Raw genomic sequence first — 16098 nt, 5'->3', positions numbered from 1 at the left:
TTCCTCGCGATTACTGGGTAAAACAGGACGTTGGTCCTTTAAATGGCGGCTGATAGCCGAAAGTAATGCTGATTATAGCGCAATCCCGCACTTTTGTCGGGCCTTTTTTATGACTTATCGCAGCGGAGAAAGAGGATATATATCGTGAGGCCTGGCGGGCTTATTTTCATAAAAAGCGCAGGATATTTCCGGAAATGTATCGCTAAGTTCCAATATTCATTGAACTTATTGCTTTTGGATGACTCTGTTTAAGGGTAGGTAAATTTTTGTGAAGTTGATCCCAAATTTAAACGCTGTTAGGGTAAAAAGGCGAGAACGCAAATTCACTACACTTATTAGCGTACCGCTTATTTCATTATGGCCAGAGCAGGCGTCAACAGGTTCGGTTGTACGGACTGTCAGCAGACAGTGCAGGCAAACCTGCTACGCTTGAAATGTGGAGCACAGCAATTCGCCGCTCCCAACGCATGACGCGAATGACCTTGTCATTCGGCGGAGATTCGTGCGCTCAAGGCGAGAGCAAAAGAGGATAATTATGCTTAAAAGGAAAAAAGTAAAACCCATCACGCTTCGGGATGTGACCATCATTGATGATAGCAAACTGAAGAAAGCGATTACCGCAGCGTCGCTGGGTAACGCGATGGAGTGGTTCGATTTTGGGGTATATGGCTTTGTTGCATATGCGCTTGGTAAGGTCTTTTTCCCCGATGCCAACCCCAGCGTGCAGATGATTGCCGCGCTCGGTACTTTCTCGGTTCCCTTCTTAATTCGTCCATTAGGCGGCCTGTTCTTCGGGATGCTGGGCGATAAATACGGTCGACAAAAGATTCTGGCGATAACCATCGTTATCATGTCGATAAGTACATTCTGTATCGGCCTTATTCCGTCGTATGCCACGATTGGTATCTGGGCGCCGATCCTGCTGCTGCTGTGTAAAATGGCGCAGGGCTTCTCGGTGGGCGGCGAATATACCGGTGCCTCTATCTTTGTTGCAGAGTACTCGCCTGACCGTAAACGCGGCTTTATGGGCAGCTGGCTGGACTTCGGTTCGATAGCCGGTTTTGTCATGGGCGCGGGCGTAGTCGTGCTGATTTCCAGCGTGGTGGGCGAAGAGAACTTCCTCGACTGGGGCTGGCGTATTCCGTTCTTCCTGGCGCTGCCGTTAGGGATTATCGGTCTTTATCTGCGTCATGCGCTGGAAGAGACGCCGGCGTTCCAGCAGCACGTTGATAAAATGGAGCAGGGCGACCGCGAGGGCCTGCAGGATGGGCCGAAAGTCTCTTTCAAAGAGATTGCGACCAAACACTGGCGTAGCCTGCTGACCTGTATCGGTCTGGTGATTTCCACCAACGTGACCTACTACATGTTGCTGACCTACATGCCGAGCTACCTGTCGCATAACCTGCACTATTCTGAAGACCACGGGGTGCTGATCATCATCGCCATCATGGTCGGGATGCTGTTCGTTCAGCCGGTTATCGGTATGCTCAGCGACCGTTTTGGCCGTCGTCCGTTCATCCTGATTGGTAGCGTGGCGCTGTTCGCGCTGTCGATTCCGGCCTTTATCATGATTAACAGTAACGTCCTTGGCCTGATTTTCGCCGGTCTGCTGTTGCTGGCGGTGGTGCTGAACTGCTTTATCGGGGTGATGGCCTCGTCGCTGCCGGCGATGTTTCCGACCCACATCCGCTTTAGCGCCCTGGCCAGCGCCTTTAACATCTCGGTGCTGATTGCCGGTCTGACGCCGACTCTGGCGGCGTGGCTGGTGGAAAGCACGCAGAACCTGATGATGCCGGCTTACTATCTGATGGTGGTGGCGTTGATTGGTCTGATTACCGGCCTGTCGATGAAAGAGACCGCCAATCGTCCGCTGAAAGGGGCGACGCCAGCGGCTTCGGATATTCAGGAAGCGAAAGAAATTCTCGGCGAGCACTACGATAACATCGAACATAAAATCGAAGATATCGATCAGGAAATCGCCGACCTGCAGGAAAAACGTTCTCGTCTGGTGCAGCAGCATCCGCGCATCAACGACTAAATCGTTTTGCTGGTAACTCATGCCGCCGCGGGCTTCCCCCGGCGGCATTTTTTATGTCCTGAGCTGAGGTCATTCGCGGACCGCCCGGGCCCGGTAAGGACCGGGCGGTGCTACAGGAAGCGGGCGGGCTACGGCTTAGCTATGGGTCAGAAAGCGCGCCAGCCGCTGCTGCAGAATTTGATTTTCGCGGCTCAGGCGCGCGTTCTCGTCCAGCAGCGTTAAGGCCACAGCGATGCCCGGCCAGTCCAGCTCCAGCTCTTTGCGCAGGCGTACGGCGCGGTGAACGATGGTCACCGCGCTATCGTCAAACAGCCAGTTTTCCCGCTGCGGCTGGCGCGGCTCGATCATGCCGAGGCCGACAATCTCGTTAAGCTCCTCTTCGGAAAGGCCGGTGTGGAGACAAAACTCGGTAATCGTGAACGTCACTGTTATCTTAGCCATCAGGCTTTCCCCCATGTCTTACGCGGCTCGAAGCTGGATTGTGCATCCGCCAGCTGCTGCCAGAGCTCACGGCTCTTCTCATCTGGTTTTGGCGGCATGACGATTTTGATCACCGCATACAGGTCGCCGGTGGTGGTTTTGCTGGTCAGCCCTTTGCCCTTCACCCGCAGCCGCTGACCGGCCTGGCTGCCCGGCGGAATGGTCAGCAGGATGCTCTCTTTCAGCGTCGGGATAGTGACCCTGGTGCCTAGCGCTGCTTCCCACGGCGCCAGCGGCAGGACGATTTCAAGGTTGTGTCCGACGATATCAAACAGCGGATGCGGGGCGATATGAATCACCAGCCACAGGTCGCCGTTAGGGCCGCCATTTTCGCCAGGGGTGCCCTGGCCTTTCAGGCGGATCCGCTGGCCGTCGACGACGCCCGCGGGAATTTTCACGTTCAGGGTTTTCGGCGTTTCGCTTTCGACCATGCCAAAGACGTTATAAACCGGCAGCTTATAGCTGATGGTGCGCGTCTGCTCGGCCAGGATCTCCTCAAGGAATACCGCGACTTCTATCTCTAAGTCATGACCGCGGACGCCGTGCTGGCGGCGGCTATGGTGCGCCTGCTGGCCAAACATGGAGGAGAAGATGTCGTCGAAGTCCTGCTGGCTATAGCTCTGCTCGTGGGAATGCTGCTGCTGACGGCCAAACTGCGGATCGTTACGGTGCTGCCAGAGCTGGTCGTATTCGGCGCGGCGCTGGTCATCTTTAAGCACTTCCCAGGCTTCGGCGAGATCTTTGAATTTGGCTTCGGCATCGTTTTCTTTGCTGACATCGGGGTGGTATTTACGTGCCAGACGGCGATAGGCGGTCTTAATGGTTTTCAGATCGTCCGTTGGCTGAACCCCTAAAATGGCATAATAATCCTTTAATTCCATGGTTTTATCTCATTTATGCGCAATATTATGGTTACAGATCCCTGGATCAGGTGTCTTTACTAAGCGTAGGGCAAATGAGGGCGGATGTGGGGGAAAAATGGCGCAAACTTGACGCCGTCGGGATTGACGGCGGCCAAGCGTGAACGCCAGCTATTCGCTGGAGCGCCGGCGGTTTCTGCGCAACCCTTCCAGCAGCACAAGGGCGGCGCCAATGGCTCCGCCCATCACGGGGAGCGCGGCGGGCGCGTTGGGGAACAGATGAACGATGGTCACATCGGTCACCATCATGGAACCGGCTATCCAGCCGATGAGCGCCCCGCCCAGCATCACCACGGACGGGAAGCGGTTGAGGATAGCCAGCACCAGCTTGCTGCCGAGGACGATAATCGGAATGCTGATCAATACGCCCAGCGCGACCAGCAGCAGATGGCCTTTTCCGGCGGCGGCCACCGCCAGCACGTTATCCAGCGACATTATGACATCGGCAACGGTAATGGTGACCGCGGTACGCCACAGGCTGCTGGAGCTGCTGACATCATTCTCTTCTTCCTGATTGGTCACCAGCTTGATGCCAATCCACAGTAGCATCAGCGCGCCGACCACTTTAAGCCACGGCAATGAGAGTAAATAGATCGCGATAGCTAAAAGCAGCACGCGCGCCGCTATTGCGCCGACGGTGCCGATGATAATCGCTTTGGTACGCTGCTGAGGCGGCAGTTTACGGCAGGCCATCGCGATCACCACCGCGTTGTCGCCACCCAATAACAGATCGATAGCAATAATTTGCAGCAGAATAACCGCCACGTCCCACTGACTGAAAAACGCATTCATACCCAACTCATCGAACCAAAAAAGAGAACCTACAGAAAAACGCAGGGGCGAAGCGTACTCTCGTTAGGGCACTCTGGCCACCTTACCGAGAGACCGCGCGCAGCGAGTGATTGAAAAATATCGTTACCAATCATTGCATGGTCCGGCAATGATTCGCAGGCAAAGGATGATATTTTGTTCGTAGAAATACATCTGCCGTTCACCTATCGCAAGGACTAACTACATGCCCGGCCATAAGAATTTACTCACATTTGCCTTTATCGGCGCTACCCTGTTTCCGCTTATGGCGACCGCTGCTGATGCGCCGACTTTTACGCCTGAACAAGAGGCCCGTATTGGCAAAATCGCCGCGGATTACTTAGTCGCGCATCCGGAAGTGCTGCTGCAGGCCAGCCAGAAGCTACAGCAAATTCAGCAACAGCAGCAGGCCAGCGCCGCGACCCAGGCGGTACTGAAGAATGCGGCTGCGCTGACCCAGGATAAAAATACGCCAACCTACGGCCCGAAAGAGGGCAAAGTCACCGTCATTGAATTCTTTGATTATCAGTGCGTTTACTGCAGTCGTCTGGCGCCGGTAATGGAGCAGGTGATTAAAGAGCACCCGCAGACCCGCTTTGCCTTTAAAGAGTGGCCGATTTTTGGCAGCCGTTGGGAAACCTCGCTTGAAGCGGCCAAAACCGGCCTGCAGATTTATCAGCAGAAGGGCGCAGAGGCTTATCTGACCTACCATAACGGGATCTATTCCACCGGACATAACGAAGGCAAGCTGACGGCTGCCGACATCCAGCAGCAGGCGAAGAAAGTGAATTTCGACGCGAAGAAAGCGGCGGACGTTGAGCCGGTACTGGAAAGCACCAATCAGCTGGCGCAGGAAATTGGCCTGAGCGGGACGCCGGGCGTTATCGTGATGCCGACTACCGGCGCCACGGAAGCGACGATCACCGTATTCCCGGGGCTGGCGGATAAAGCCTCGCTGGATGCGGCGATCAAGAAAGCGGGCGGCTGATAATCAACGCGTCCGCCGGACGGCGGGCGCGATTTAGCGATGACAGCAGCGCTGCAGCATCGACATAATCACCTGAAAGAGCTCATCTTTAGCCTGCTGCTCCGTGATGACGCCGTTCACTACCGCGGCCGATAGCCCGTCGGCGGAGCCGAGCATGGCGAGAATGGCCGCCTCGCTGAGATTCTCACTCTCGCAAAGCGGCGAAAAATAGTCCCGACATTTTCCGGTAAAGGCGGCGATGCACTCTTGTTTGATCTTCTCCAGCTCTGGCGTCCCGGCCAGCGCGGCCATGACGCTGGGCATCTCGCGCCCCTGAAGCAGCACGCACTCGATATAGGCGTTGGCGATCGCCGAGGCCAGCTTCTCCGCATTCGGTTCGGTATTGCGCAGTATCTCATCCATTCGCGCCGTCTGGCGTTGGTCGTATTCGCGATAAAGCGTCGCGAAAAGCCCTGAACGGCTGTCAAAGTGATCGTAAACCACGGGTTTAGTCACGCCCGCCTGCGTCGCCAGATAACCCAACGTCAGAGCATCGGTCCCTTCTTGCCGAATAATATGCCAGGCGACATCAATCAGCTGCTTGCGCCGCTCTTCTCGCGTTAAACGCTGACGTACGAGTGGTTCAGACATGGAAACATTCTCCCGTTGACATATTAATATACTAAAGGTAACTTACTAATGGTAGGTTACTGTTGGTATATAAGACTACGTCCAATATCGTTATAGCGCAACTGGGGTATCCGTCATGCATGCATTAATCGTGGTTTCTCATCCTCTCAAGACGTCGCTGACTCACAGCGTAGCAACGGCGATTGCGCAAGGAATTGCCGAATCCGCCTCGCAGCATACGGCTGACATAGCGGATTTAACGCAGGAAGGCTTTAACCCGGTATTTGCCGAGCCGGATATCGCCGCATTTCTGCAAACCGGCGACACGCCGCCCGACGTGATGGCCGAGCAGGCCAGAATTGATAACGCCGACGCGCTGGTGCTGGTTTTTCCCGTTTACTGGTGGTCGATGCCTGGGCTGTTAAAGGGCTGGGTTGACCGCGTGTTTTCAAACGGCTGGGCCTATGAGGAGACCGCCGACGGCGATGTCGTGAAGAAGCTGGGCCGCCTGCGGGTGCATCTGGTGGCATTAGGCGCAGCGAGTCAACAAACGTATGACAAGCACGGATTTACCGATGCTTTTAATGCGCAGATTGTCCACGGGATTTTTGATTACTGCGGGGCGACGGTAGCCAGTTCGCAGATGCTGCTGTTGCCGGACCTGAAAACGGCGGAGGCGCATCTGGAGGCGGGGCGCCAGCTGGGAAGAAAGATGTTTGCCTGAGGCTCGCTTCGCTCCCGAGCCTGGGTTTCCGCCGGGCGGCTTTATCCGGGCCCGGCCTGAAAAAAATATATTATCAATGGGTTATATGCGTCATATCGGGACAGAACGCGCGATAATCTCACGAGGGGGCGTCATGCTAATATGCCATGTTTTCACCGCGTTATGTTGCCCTGCGCGGACGGCATCTGACGACATTTTTGGTGTTAGCCAGAGGTACCTTATTGTATAATCCTCCGGTTCCCCTTCTGGAAAACAATGATGAATAAATTACAGCGTTTCGAAAGTCTCGGTGATAATTGTGAGTTTGCTTTCTTTCTCAGAGAGTCAGGTTATGATGAAGGCAGCTTGTTTCGTTGGACTTTAATAAAAAACTATCATGCTCTTCTAAAACTAATAGAATCTGATTTTGCTGGTTTGTATGTCTATGAAAACCTGACCCCATCCTGGCAGGATATGGTGCTTGATCAGCAGTATGATATTTGTTTTCATACTGAAATGTATAGCGATAATAAAAATGATGGCTGGGTCTGGCGTTATTCTGAACAGGAAAATGATCTTATTTATAAAAAAGAAGTAGAGAAGATTAATTACCTGATAAGCAAATTTAAGAAAAGCCTTGTTGATGACAATAAAATTTTTGTCGTAAAAAGCAATGGCAATAATCTTGATGATATAGTATTCGCTTTAGCAAAAGAGTTTAAGAAGCACGGTAACAGTAAAATACTTTACGTGAAAAGTAACGTGGAAAGTTCAGCTCCAGGTGAAATCAAGAAAGTGACTGATAATCTTTTTATTGGCGCAATCGATAGATTTGCCGACTATAGCCGGGCAAATGAATACTCGCGTGAAGGCTGGCAGGCAATAATTGATAATGCTGTAAAGGTTATGTGAATTTTTTTGCAGCGTATTAATATACGCTGCATTTTTTAGCTGGTAGTAATAAAGCACGTTTTTGGGTAATGATTTAACAGCGAGTAATTATAAACGGCTTCATTCTTGTAGTATGAGTTAGGGTAGAAATTGACTTCTTTTCCCAGCAGGGAGGCTAAAATTGCCACGTGAAGTCTATCGGTATTTACAACTTTATACTCTTCAAGAAAGTTGATCATGCAGCGGGTAGAGTTTCGTGCCAGAAATTCATTATCCCAATAGTCGCCATTCCACGTGAGCGAAATATCATGATTGTTTTCTTTATGTTCTCCTGTCAGAGACTCTGAATCTGTTCTGAAACAGTTTGCCTGTTGTTTATAGGCAGGTTTAAGAGACAGGTACTGGCTAAGATCGAGATAAAATGCCATGTCATCAGCAATGAATACGTTCTTATTTGGTTCATAGCTGAGAGATTTTATATAATCGAAAGTGGTATTTTCTCGGCAAAAGACAACTAACTTATCTATATTATTAGTGAATAAATCGCTATACCCTCTGATGGTCGAAGGCATAATGATCGTTTTGTGAAATTTGTGAATATTACTTTGAATAAAATCGCGGCCCTCAGCGTACAGTCCTTCTATGAGGTTTCCTCCGCCACCAAAAATTAAAATATCAGTATCAGCGCTGTAGCGCTCATCGGCCCTGTAAGGAACATAGGTAAGCGCATTTCGTTCGAAAAAGTCGTACGTTGCCGATGCAATCACGCCATCACCCGCGTTACCGGGGTTTGCCTTATAGACAAATCGATGAGATGGATGATAGGATTTTAGAAATAAATCAAATTTTAACTCTGCACTGGTCATTTTTTATCCTGTTTAACAGAAGCTATTGATTGCTATCTTAATATTACTTCAACTCACTCATTATTATAGAAAAGTCTAGGTTACTAAGGAAAGATCACAATGAAAAAAGTTCTTATAATGACGCCGGACATAGAGGGGCCTGTCCGTAACGGCGGCATTGGTACTGCTTTCACTGCCCTTGCCACTACTTTGGCAAAAAAGGGTTATGATGTCGATGTATTGTATACATGTGGTGACTATTCGGAGTCTTCTGCATCAACTTTTAGCGATTGGTCACGTATTTATAGCACCTTTGGTATTAATCTGCTAAGTACCGGTCTGGTAAAAGAGATTAATATTGATGCGCCTTATTTTAGAAGAAAAAGTTACTCAATTCTGCTCTGGCTGAAAGAAAATAATGTCTACGACACTATTATTTCTTGTGAATGGCAGGCAGATCTGTATTACGCTTTATTAAGTAAAAAGAATGGCACTGATTTTGAGAATACAAAATTCATTGTCAATACTCATAGCTCAACATTATGGGCTGATGAAGGTAATTACCAGCTCCCATATGATCAGAATCATCTTGAACTCTATTATATGGAGAAAATGGTTGTTGAGATGGCTGATGAAGTCGTTAGTCCTTCTCAGTATTTAATTGACTGGATGTTGAGTAAACACTGGAATGTTCCTGAAGAACGCCACGTTATTTTAAATTGTGAGCCATTTCAAGGGTTTGAGACGAGAAGTGATGTTGTCGTAAAAACAAATGAAACACCCGCTTCAGGCGTTGAGCTTGTATTTTTCGGCCGGCTTGAAACCCGTAAAGGGCTCGATATCTTCCTGCGCGCATTAAGAAAACTCTCTGACGAAGACAAAGAGACGATCTCTGGTGTGACCTTCCTCGGGAAGAATGTCACGCTGGGTAAAATTGATTCCTTTACCTATATCATGAACCAGACCAAAAATCTGGGGCTGGCAGTCAATATCATCAGCGATTACGATCGTACTAATGCTAATGAATATATAAAAAGAAAAAATGTACTAGTCATCATCCCATCGCTCGTTGAAAACTCTCCGTATACAGTTTATGAGTGCCTAGTTAATAACGTTAACTTCCTCGCCTCAAACGTCGGAGGAATTCCAGAACTGATTCCGCAAGAGCATCATGCTGAGGTTCTGTTTACCCCAACGCCGGTTGATTTGTACGGTAAAATCCACTATCGCTTAAAAAATATAAATATCAAGCCTGGGCTGGTTGAGTCACAGGAAAATATCCAGGCAGCGTGGTTTGCCGCTATTGAGCGAAAAGATAACTGCGTTTTCAAGAAAATAGATGAATCGAATCGCCCGTTAGTTAGCGTGTGTATCACTCATTTCGATCGTCACCATTTGCTCCAGCAGGCAATTGCCTCAATTAAAACGCAGACGTATCAAAATATTGAAGTCATTTTAGTTGATGATGGAAGTACAAAAGAAGAATCTCATCGTTATTTGAACCTTATCGAGAACGATTTTAACGCTCGAGGCTGGAAAATCATCCGTAGTTCTAATAACTACCTGGGCGCAGCGCGAAATTTGGCTGCGCGACACGCCTCCGGTGAATATCTGATGTTTATGGACGATGATAATGTCGCTAAACCTTTTGAGGTTGAGACATTTGTCACGGCAGCATTAAACTCCGGGGCCGATGTGTTAACCACCCCAAGCGATCTTATTTTTGGTGAAGAGTTCCCTTCTCCGTTCCGTAAAATGACGCACTGCTGGCTGCCGTTAGGCCCGGATTTAAATATCGCCAGCTTTAGCAACTGCTTTGGCGATGCTAATGCCCTTATTCGCAAAGACGCTTTCGACAATATCGGTGGTTTTACTGAAGATTATGGTTTAGGCCATGAAGATTGGGAGTTTTTTGCGAAAGTCTCCTTACAAGGCTATAAACTGCAGCTCGTTCCTGAACCGCTATTTTGGTACAGAGTAGCAAACTCCGGAATGTTGTTAAGCGGAAATAAGAGCAAAAATAACTATCGTAGTTTCCGTCCATTTATGGATGAAAATGTGAAATATAACTATGCGATGGGGTTGATTCCTGCTTATCTCGAAAAAATTCATGAGCTTGAGAGCGAGGTGAGCCGACTGCGTAGCATCAATGGCGGCCACTCTGTCAGCAATGAACTGCAGCTTTTAAATCATAAGATTGATGGTCTTATTTCCCAGCAAAGAGATGGCTGGGCCCATGACCGCTTTAATGCCCTTTATGAAGCCATTCATGTTCAGGGCGCCAACAGAGGCAGAAGTCTGGTTCGTCGGGTGGGGGGGAAAGTTAAATCCCTGTTGAAATAGCAGCGTCCGCGGAGCTCGAAAGGGCTCCGCAAAAAAGAGTTTTAATGAAGTTTAATTGTTCGACGCACTCAGCTCACCCCGCAGGCGTTGAACAGCGCGCTTGTCGCGCTGGCCCCGAAGGGGTGAGCCGCCGTGCGGCGAATAATCGAACGCAGTTCGATGGAGAGTCCGGTCGCAGAAAAGCAAAAACCCAGCCATAGGCTGGGTTCTCTGAATAAGTGGTGCCCGGACTCGGACTAACGCCGCAGGCGTTGAACAGCGCGCTTGTCGCGCTGGCCCCGAAGGGGTGAGCCGCCGTGCGGCGAATAATCGAACGCAGTTCGATGGAGAGTCCGGCCGCAGAAAAGCAAAAACCCAGCCATAGGCTGGGTTCTCTGAATAGTGGTGCCCGGACTCGGAATCGAACCAAGGACACGGGGATTTTCAATCCCCTGCTCTACCGACTGAGCTATCCGGGCAACGGGGCGCATTAAACCGTAATCCGTACGCGGCGTCAATCAAATTTCTCGATTTATCTACCGGTTGCTTAAGTTTGCGGCAATTCTGCGCCTGAAGACGCTTTTTTGCTGAAAATTACATCATACCGTTGTCGCCTTCACGGATTTTCCAGCCGCTGGTCACCGAGATAGCGCGGCGTAATCCAGAAATCGCGTAGTCGCCAACAATGTCTTCGTCATCGCGCGGCGAGCTGATCGTGATTTCCGCATCGACGCCGTGACGATAGGCGCCGTGGTGGCTAAAGATGGTGCCGATAAAACATTTATCGTTCAGCCAGACCGGGATATATGCCACGGTTTCATAGATATAGTTCGACGCTACCCCGCTATAGTAGTTTTCCGCGTCGTCGGATGATGTGCCCGGAGGAATAGGGCAAATTGGCGCGTCATTGTCGCTCTGTGGCTTATCCTTGAGCAGGTTGCTCTGCATCACTTCCAGCGACTTCAGCAGGTCTGACTTTTCCCGCTCATTCAGCGCGGGCGTCAGAGGCTGGTCTTTTTCCGGCGAGCGAATGTCGTTAAGGGTGTAGCGATAGCGGATTGTCACTGCCGGCGTACTGCCTGAGGGGCCAAACGGGCGCAACAGATAGAGATTGTCTTCGCCAAACTGGCCGTTGTACCAGAGCGCATAAACCTGGCCGTTAATGCGCACCCAGTGACTCCACTGGTTGGCGCCGCGGCCGTTGAGAGAATAGAGCGCGCCCGGAACGCCTGCGTCAAAATCATCGCCATTGCCGCTATCATCGCTGTTAACCGCAGCAAAAGCGTCGTCGCTGCGTTTTAGTATCCCGGTATAGCTAAAGAGTCCGGTGCCGCCAACGTAGCTGTCGATAATTAAATCGCGTTTACCGTCTCCGTCGAGGTCGACCAGCGTAAAGCTCACTTTACCGTTTTCGGAGTCGGCGCTGATATCGGACTGGAGAAACGCCTGCCACTCATCATCGCTGATATCGGCGGACGGCTTCGTCGTTGATACCAGAGAGTCGTCCGCGTAGGTCAGCGTAAAATGGCTGACGTTCCCGCTGAGGGGGAACTGCTCGGCGATATTATTCAGATCCAGTTCAGGATTGGCCTTCTGCTCCTTTAATACGGCGTTATACAGCGCTTTCAGCGCGTTGTTATCGGCATCTTTCTGCTGCTTCGGGATAACCTGGCTCACAAAGGTGGGCAGCATCCACGCGCCGCCGGGGGCGATCTCCCGGCAGTCGCCGGTGGAGTATTTCAGGCTCTGGACAAACGTTTTGCCATCCCAGACGCGCTCTTCACCGCTGATGCAGTCGGCGATACCGCGGCCTTTATTGAAAAAGGTGAGCACGCCGTCGGCATAGCTGGAGGCGTCGGTGGTGACCAGCTGAGGCTGGGTCATAAACGCCTTGTCGACCACCCACGTTGCATAGCCGTCGTTGTAGGCAGCGCGCCAGCACAGCGCCTGAATCAGCGTGTGGCTTTTATCCAACGGCGTTGCGGTGATCTGGCGCTCAGATGCCGGGATATCCGCGTTTTGCCAGTCGTCGCAATGGCTATTTAGCAGAGGGACGAGCTGGGGACGGAGTTTCTGCCGCTGCTTTGCCGTCAGCGCTACGGTGGCGGCATTGTGGATGACCGGTGCGGCGATAATTTCCGGTGCGGGCGCGGCTGATAAAATATTGTCATCACCGGCGTCGCCCTGGCGTAACAGCGCATCGGCAGTGCCCAGACGCTGCTGAAACTCATCCATTTTCAGGAATACGGCGCTGCTGCCCGCGTCGGAGAGCGTCTTACGCTCGCCGTTAAGGGCAAGCTCAATTTTGCCGTTGTGCTCCAGGGCCTGAATCAGGGCCGCCGTTTGGGTGTCATCAAAGCGAAAGTGGCTCTCGTCGGCGGCCTCAAGTGGGCCGTTATCCCGATCGTCAATGAACAGATTTACCGTTGCGTCAGGGGGGATATCGCGTTCGGTTTGCGCGAAAGTCGCCACAGCGATGACGTGCTGCGCCGCGCCCGCATTGCGGGTCAGCAGAACGCTGACTTCGCCCATGGTGGCGCCATAGCCGGCGGCTCGGCAGGTCCCGGTGTTGTCGCAGGCGAGCTCCCAGTCTTTGTGCGCGAAAGAAAAGCCTTGCGGAGAAGCTGCCAGGAGCGGTGTCGAACACAGCCCCATGATGGCAACCCAAAGAAGAGAGCGCATATCAAACCCTGTCAGCATATCGATGAGGAGGGGATTATATGCGCGATGAATTGGTTAAGATATCGGAATCAGGTCAGGGCGCCGCCCATACGGCACTGGGCAAAACGCAAAATGTCTTCTGCCAGGCGACGCGCGGTATCGACATCCGTCTGGCTGCGCTTGATCAGCAGTCGGCTCAGGCAGCCTTCAACGATCAGCTCCATCTGCTTTGCGACCATTGCCGGATCGTCAACTTCGAGCTGGCTAAGCAGTTCATGGGTATAGGCCAGCGAAGCCTGCTTTTGCTGCTCGGCCAACTGATGGATCGGATGCTGAGGGTCCGGATAAAAAGTACAGGCGGCAATAAACAGGCAGCCGGGATAACGATGGTTGCTTACGCAGGTGGTCAGCGCGGCGTAGCGGGCCAGCAGCTTCTGCTCCGCGCTGAGCGACTCGTCCAGTAAAAGCTGGCGGCGCCAGGCATCGACCTGATGGCTGAGATAGCGAAGCGCGTCGTACAGCAGCGCTTCCTGGTCAGGCCAGAAACGTTTGAGGTCATTGAGCGGGTAAGCCACGCGCTCGGCGACCATTTCCAGCGTGGTGTTAGCGATACCCTCGATTTCGAGGATTTGGATGGCTTCACCCAGGACATCTTCACGTTGCACGGTCTTTTCCTCCATTATTCCTCCTACAGTGTCGCTCACGGTTGTCGATCGCGCAAATGGGCGCTGAATGCCGCGGCATCCATAAAGCCGGTGACGCGCTGCGCGGGCTGCTCCTCGCCCTGTTCATTGAAAAACAGAATGGTGGGCAAGCCGAGCACCTGGAGGTGCTTCAGCAGCGCCGCGTCCCGCGCGCTATTTTTGGTGACATCAACCTGCAGCAGAACGGTCTCTTTCAGGGCCTGTTGAACCTCAGGTGAGGTAAAGGTGTATTTCTCGAACTCTTTGCAGGCCACGCACCAGTCGGCGTACAGGTCGAGCATCACCGGTTTGCCTTTCGCCTGCGCCAGCGCCTGATTGAGCTCATCGACGCTATGGATACGGGTAAACTGGAGATGGGACTGCCGTTGCGCGACCGGCGCATCGAAAGCCCAGTCCTGCAGCGGACGGGCGCTGACCAGCGCGGCGCCGAGCATCACTATTTGCACAATACGCAGCCAGGGGCGCGTGCCGCCCAGCGAGGTAATAAACGCCCAGCTAAAAAAGGCGACGCCAAGCAGCGACCAAAGCCGCAGGCCCCACGGTTCGCCCACGACACGCTCGAGTAAAAATACCGGCAGCGCCAGGATCACAAAGCCAAAGGCGGTTTTGACGTGGGCCATCCACGGGCCGCTTTTCGGCAGCAGACGGTTACCGAATACGGTCACCAGGATCAGCGGCAGCCCCATGCCGAGCGCGTAGAGGTACAGGGTACCGCCGCCCAGCCACAGATTACCGCTCTGGGCGATATAGAGCAGAATGGCGCTCAGCGGCGCGGTGGTGCAGGGCGAGCAGATTAATCCGGCAATCGCCCCCATGGCGAATACGCCGCCGGGTGAACCGCCCTGGCGTTTATTGCTCATCAGCGTCAGGCGCGTTTGCAGCGACGAAGGCAGCTGGAGCGTAAACAGACCAAACATCGACAGCGCCAGCAGGATAAACAGCACCGACAGGCCGATCAGCACATAAGGGTGCTGCAGCGCCGCCTGGAACTGCAGGCCCGCAGCGGCAACGACCAGCCCCAGGGCGGTGTAGGTTAGGGCCATGCCCTGGACGTAGATAAAGGCCAGCAGCAGCGCGCGGGCGGTGGAGAGGCGTTTTTGCCCGCCCAGCACGATGCCGGAAATCAGCGGATACATCGGCAGCACGCAGGGGGTAAACGCGATGCCGATACCAATCAAGAGCGCCCACAGCGCGCTAAAGGGGAGAGCGGCATCTTTATTGTCCACAGCGGGGGGCGGAAGGTCGGACGGCGACTCTACCGGCAGCGCCGGGCGCGTTTCCAGCGGCAGAGGCGGGGTCAGCCCGGGTTGCCCGACGGCGGTATCGCTGCTGGAGCGCGCGAGCGCGTTGCCGAGCGGCACGATTTTGGTTTCCGGCGGATAGCAGAAACCGGCATCCGCGCATCCCTGATAAGTCACGGTAAGAGTCGCGCCGGCGGCGGCGTGAGTCAGAGTGACCGGCACGGTCAGGCGCTGGCGGTAAATTTCGCTTTTACCGTAAAACTCGTCCTCATGCCATTCGCCTGCAGGCAGCGAGGGGTCGGTAAACGCCGCATCTGCGGACGTCAGCTTTATCTGTTTACGGTAAAGATAGTAACCATCCTTGATTTGCCAGGTCAGATTAAGATCGTGTTGATTCTGCTGAAAATCGAAGGCAAAAGCCTGGTCAGCAGGAACAAAGTTCGAGCGGCCAGGGGCGTCGAACAGGCCGGCAATGGCCGATGTGCTGCAAAGCAGCAGGATCAGCGTAATGATGCGTTGAGCCATGAGAGGTAATCGTTGTCTCCGTGAATAACGGGCAGAACCAGAAGTTCAGGGGTTTGATACGGGTGATGGGACTTCAGGCAGTCCAGCAGCGCCTGCTGATGGGCAAGGTCGGTTTTCAGCAGCATTTGCACTTCATACTCCTGCTCCAGTTTTCCTTCCCAGTAGTAGAGCGATGTCGCTCCCGGCAGGAGAGTGGCGCAGGCGGCGAGTTTTTCCGCCAGCGCTTTGGCCGCCAGGTCCTGGGCGGTCGCTTCATCCGGCGCGGTACAGAGTACAACAACAGCATCAGGCATCGTCATCGTGAACCTCGTATCAGCGAAAAGAGGCACTATAGCATGCAAGATAGGGAGGATTAACGAAA

General features: G+C 52.7%; 14 protein-coding genes and 1 tRNA gene. 5 read left to right on the top strand and 10 right to left on the bottom strand.

All coding sequences use genetic code 11. The features are described from left to right. Positions 1–535: 535 nt before the first annotated feature. On the top strand, positions 536–2038 hold the full coding sequence (gene proP, locus JLG71_RS25565; RefSeq protein ID WP_048262038.1) for a glycine betaine/L-proline transporter ProP: 1503 nt from the start codon (positions 536–538) through the stop codon (positions 2036–2038). Positions 2039–2173: 135 nt separating this feature from the next. Here the strand turns inward: proP and cbpM are convergent, their stop codons facing one another. The 3 genes from cbpM to JLG71_RS25550 form a co-directional block, all read right to left on the bottom strand. Further along, positions 2174–2479: a chaperone modulator CbpM gene (gene cbpM / locus JLG71_RS25560; RefSeq protein WP_004097873.1), complete on the bottom strand. Its 306-nt coding sequence runs from the start codon at positions 2477–2479 to the stop codon at positions 2174–2176. Continuing rightward, entirely contained in the window at positions 2479–3399 is a 921-nt protein-coding gene (cbpA, locus tag JLG71_RS25555; RefSeq protein WP_116280001.1) for a curved DNA-binding protein, read from the bottom strand. The genes cbpM and cbpA overlap by 1 nt, the downstream gene beginning before the upstream one ends. A 150-nt stretch (positions 3400–3549) precedes the next feature. Beyond that, entirely contained in the window at positions 3550–4230 is a 681-nt protein-coding gene (locus JLG71_RS25550) for a TerC family protein (protein ID WP_004097877.1), read from the bottom strand. Positions 4231–4453: 223 nt separating this feature from the next. On the opposite strand from JLG71_RS25550, the gene JLG71_RS25545 reads away from it, so the two are divergent. Next, complete coding sequence (locus JLG71_RS25545; RefSeq protein WP_025107666.1) at positions 4454–5236, top strand: DsbA family protein; 783 nt, start codon at positions 4454–4456, stop codon at positions 5234–5236. 33 nt (positions 5237–5269) lie between these two features. Here JLG71_RS25545 and JLG71_RS25540 read toward each other — a convergent pair whose 3' ends face one another. After that, on the bottom strand, positions 5270–5866 hold the full coding sequence (locus JLG71_RS25540; RefSeq protein WP_025107665.1) for a TetR/AcrR family transcriptional regulator: 597 nt from the start codon (positions 5864–5866) through the stop codon (positions 5270–5272). Positions 5867–5981: 115 nt separating this feature from the next. On the opposite strand from JLG71_RS25540, the gene JLG71_RS25535 reads away from it, so the two are divergent. Continuing rightward, a complete protein-coding gene (locus JLG71_RS25535; RefSeq protein WP_048262036.1) occupies positions 5982–6569 on the top strand; it encodes an NAD(P)H-dependent oxidoreductase in 588 nt (195 codons plus the stop codon). Positions 6570–6824: 255 nt separating this feature from the next. Beyond that, on the top strand, positions 6825–7460 hold the full coding sequence (locus JLG71_RS25530) for a hypothetical protein (protein WP_223852518.1): 636 nt from the start codon (positions 6825–6827) through the stop codon (positions 7458–7460). 35 nt (positions 7461–7495) lie between these two features. Here the strand turns inward: JLG71_RS25530 and JLG71_RS25525 are convergent, their stop codons facing one another. After that, positions 7496–8305, bottom strand: coding sequence for a polysaccharide pyruvyl transferase family protein (locus JLG71_RS25525; RefSeq protein ID WP_004097886.1), 810 nt, complete (start codon positions 8303–8305; stop codon positions 7496–7498). Positions 8306–8404: 99 nt separating this feature from the next. Between JLG71_RS25525 and JLG71_RS25520 the strand changes: the two genes are divergently transcribed. Beyond that, positions 8405–10627 carry a glycosyltransferase gene (locus JLG71_RS25520; protein ID WP_148849494.1) on the top strand — a complete coding sequence of 741 codons (2223 nt, stop codon included), beginning with the start codon at positions 8405–8407 and terminating at the stop codon, positions 10625–10627. A 382-nt stretch (positions 10628–11009) separates the two neighbouring features. On the opposite strand, the gene JLG71_RS25515 is transcribed toward JLG71_RS25520, so the two are convergent. The 5 genes from JLG71_RS25515 to cutA form a co-directional block, all read right to left on the bottom strand. Beyond that, a tRNA-Phe gene (locus JLG71_RS25515) sits at positions 11010–11085 on the bottom strand. A gap of 115 nt (positions 11086–11200) precedes the next feature. Beyond that, on the bottom strand, positions 11201–13288 hold the full coding sequence (locus JLG71_RS25510) for a DUF1176 domain-containing protein (RefSeq protein ID WP_032747584.1): 2088 nt from the start codon (positions 13286–13288) through the stop codon (positions 11201–11203). A 68-nt stretch (positions 13289–13356) separates the two neighbouring features. Beyond that, a complete protein-coding gene (locus JLG71_RS25505) occupies positions 13357–13932 on the bottom strand; it encodes a transcriptional regulator (protein ID WP_009653888.1) in 576 nt (191 codons plus the stop codon). 35 nt (positions 13933–13967) lie between these two features. Next, positions 13968–15737, bottom strand: coding sequence for a protein-disulfide reductase DsbD (locus JLG71_RS25500; RefSeq protein ID WP_025107654.1), 1770 nt, complete (start codon positions 15735–15737; stop codon positions 13968–13970). Further along, positions 15713–16036, bottom strand: coding sequence for a divalent cation tolerance protein CutA (cutA, locus tag JLG71_RS25495; RefSeq protein ID WP_004097896.1), 324 nt, complete (start codon positions 16034–16036; stop codon positions 15713–15715). The genes JLG71_RS25500 and cutA overlap by 25 nt, the downstream gene beginning before the upstream one ends. Positions 16037–16098: the final 62 nt, after the last annotated feature.

Origin of the sequence: Klebsiella michiganensis (genome assembly GCF_015139575.1) — a bacterium.
In the GTDB taxonomy this organism is placed as follows: Bacteria; Pseudomonadota; Gammaproteobacteria; order Enterobacterales; family Enterobacteriaceae; genus Klebsiella; species Klebsiella michiganensis.
This window is presented reverse-complemented; position numbering and strand designations above follow the sequence as displayed.

Coding starts and splice junctions, on each gene's coding strand:
- proP (WP_048262038.1), top strand. CDS start 536: ATGCTTAAAAGGAAAAAAGTAAAACCCATCACGCTTCGGGATGTGACC.
- cbpM (WP_004097873.1), bottom strand. CDS start 2,479: ATGGCTAAGATAACAGTGACGTTCACGATTACCGAGTTTTGTCTCCAC.
- cbpA (WP_116280001.1), bottom strand. CDS start 3,399: ATGGAATTAAAGGATTATTATGCCATTTTAGGGGTTCAGCCAACGGAC.
- JLG71_RS25550 (WP_004097877.1), bottom strand. CDS start 4,230: ATGAATGCGTTTTTCAGTCAGTGGGACGTGGCGGTTATTCTGCTGCAA.
- JLG71_RS25545 (WP_025107666.1), top strand. CDS start 4,454: ATGCCCGGCCATAAGAATTTACTCACATTTGCCTTTATCGGCGCTACC.
- JLG71_RS25540 (WP_025107665.1), bottom strand. CDS start 5,866: ATGTCTGAACCACTCGTACGTCAGCGTTTAACGCGAGAAGAGCGGCGC.
- JLG71_RS25535 (WP_048262036.1), top strand. CDS start 5,982: ATGCATGCATTAATCGTGGTTTCTCATCCTCTCAAGACGTCGCTGACT.
- JLG71_RS25530 (WP_223852518.1), top strand. CDS start 6,825: ATGATGAATAAATTACAGCGTTTCGAAAGTCTCGGTGATAATTGTGAG.
- JLG71_RS25525 (WP_004097886.1), bottom strand. CDS start 8,305: ATGACCAGTGCAGAGTTAAAATTTGATTTATTTCTAAAATCCTATCAT.
- JLG71_RS25520 (WP_148849494.1), top strand. CDS start 8,405: ATGAAAAAAGTTCTTATAATGACGCCGGACATAGAGGGGCCTGTCCGT.
- JLG71_RS25510 (WP_032747584.1), bottom strand. CDS start 13,288: ATGCGCTCTCTTCTTTGGGTTGCCATCATGGGGCTGTGTTCGACACCG.
- JLG71_RS25500 (WP_025107654.1), bottom strand. CDS start 15,737: ATGGCTCAACGCATCATTACGCTGATCCTGCTGCTTTGCAGCACATCG.
- cutA (WP_004097896.1), bottom strand. CDS start 16,036: ATGACGATGCCTGATGCTGTTGTTGTACTCTGTACCGCGCCGGATGAA.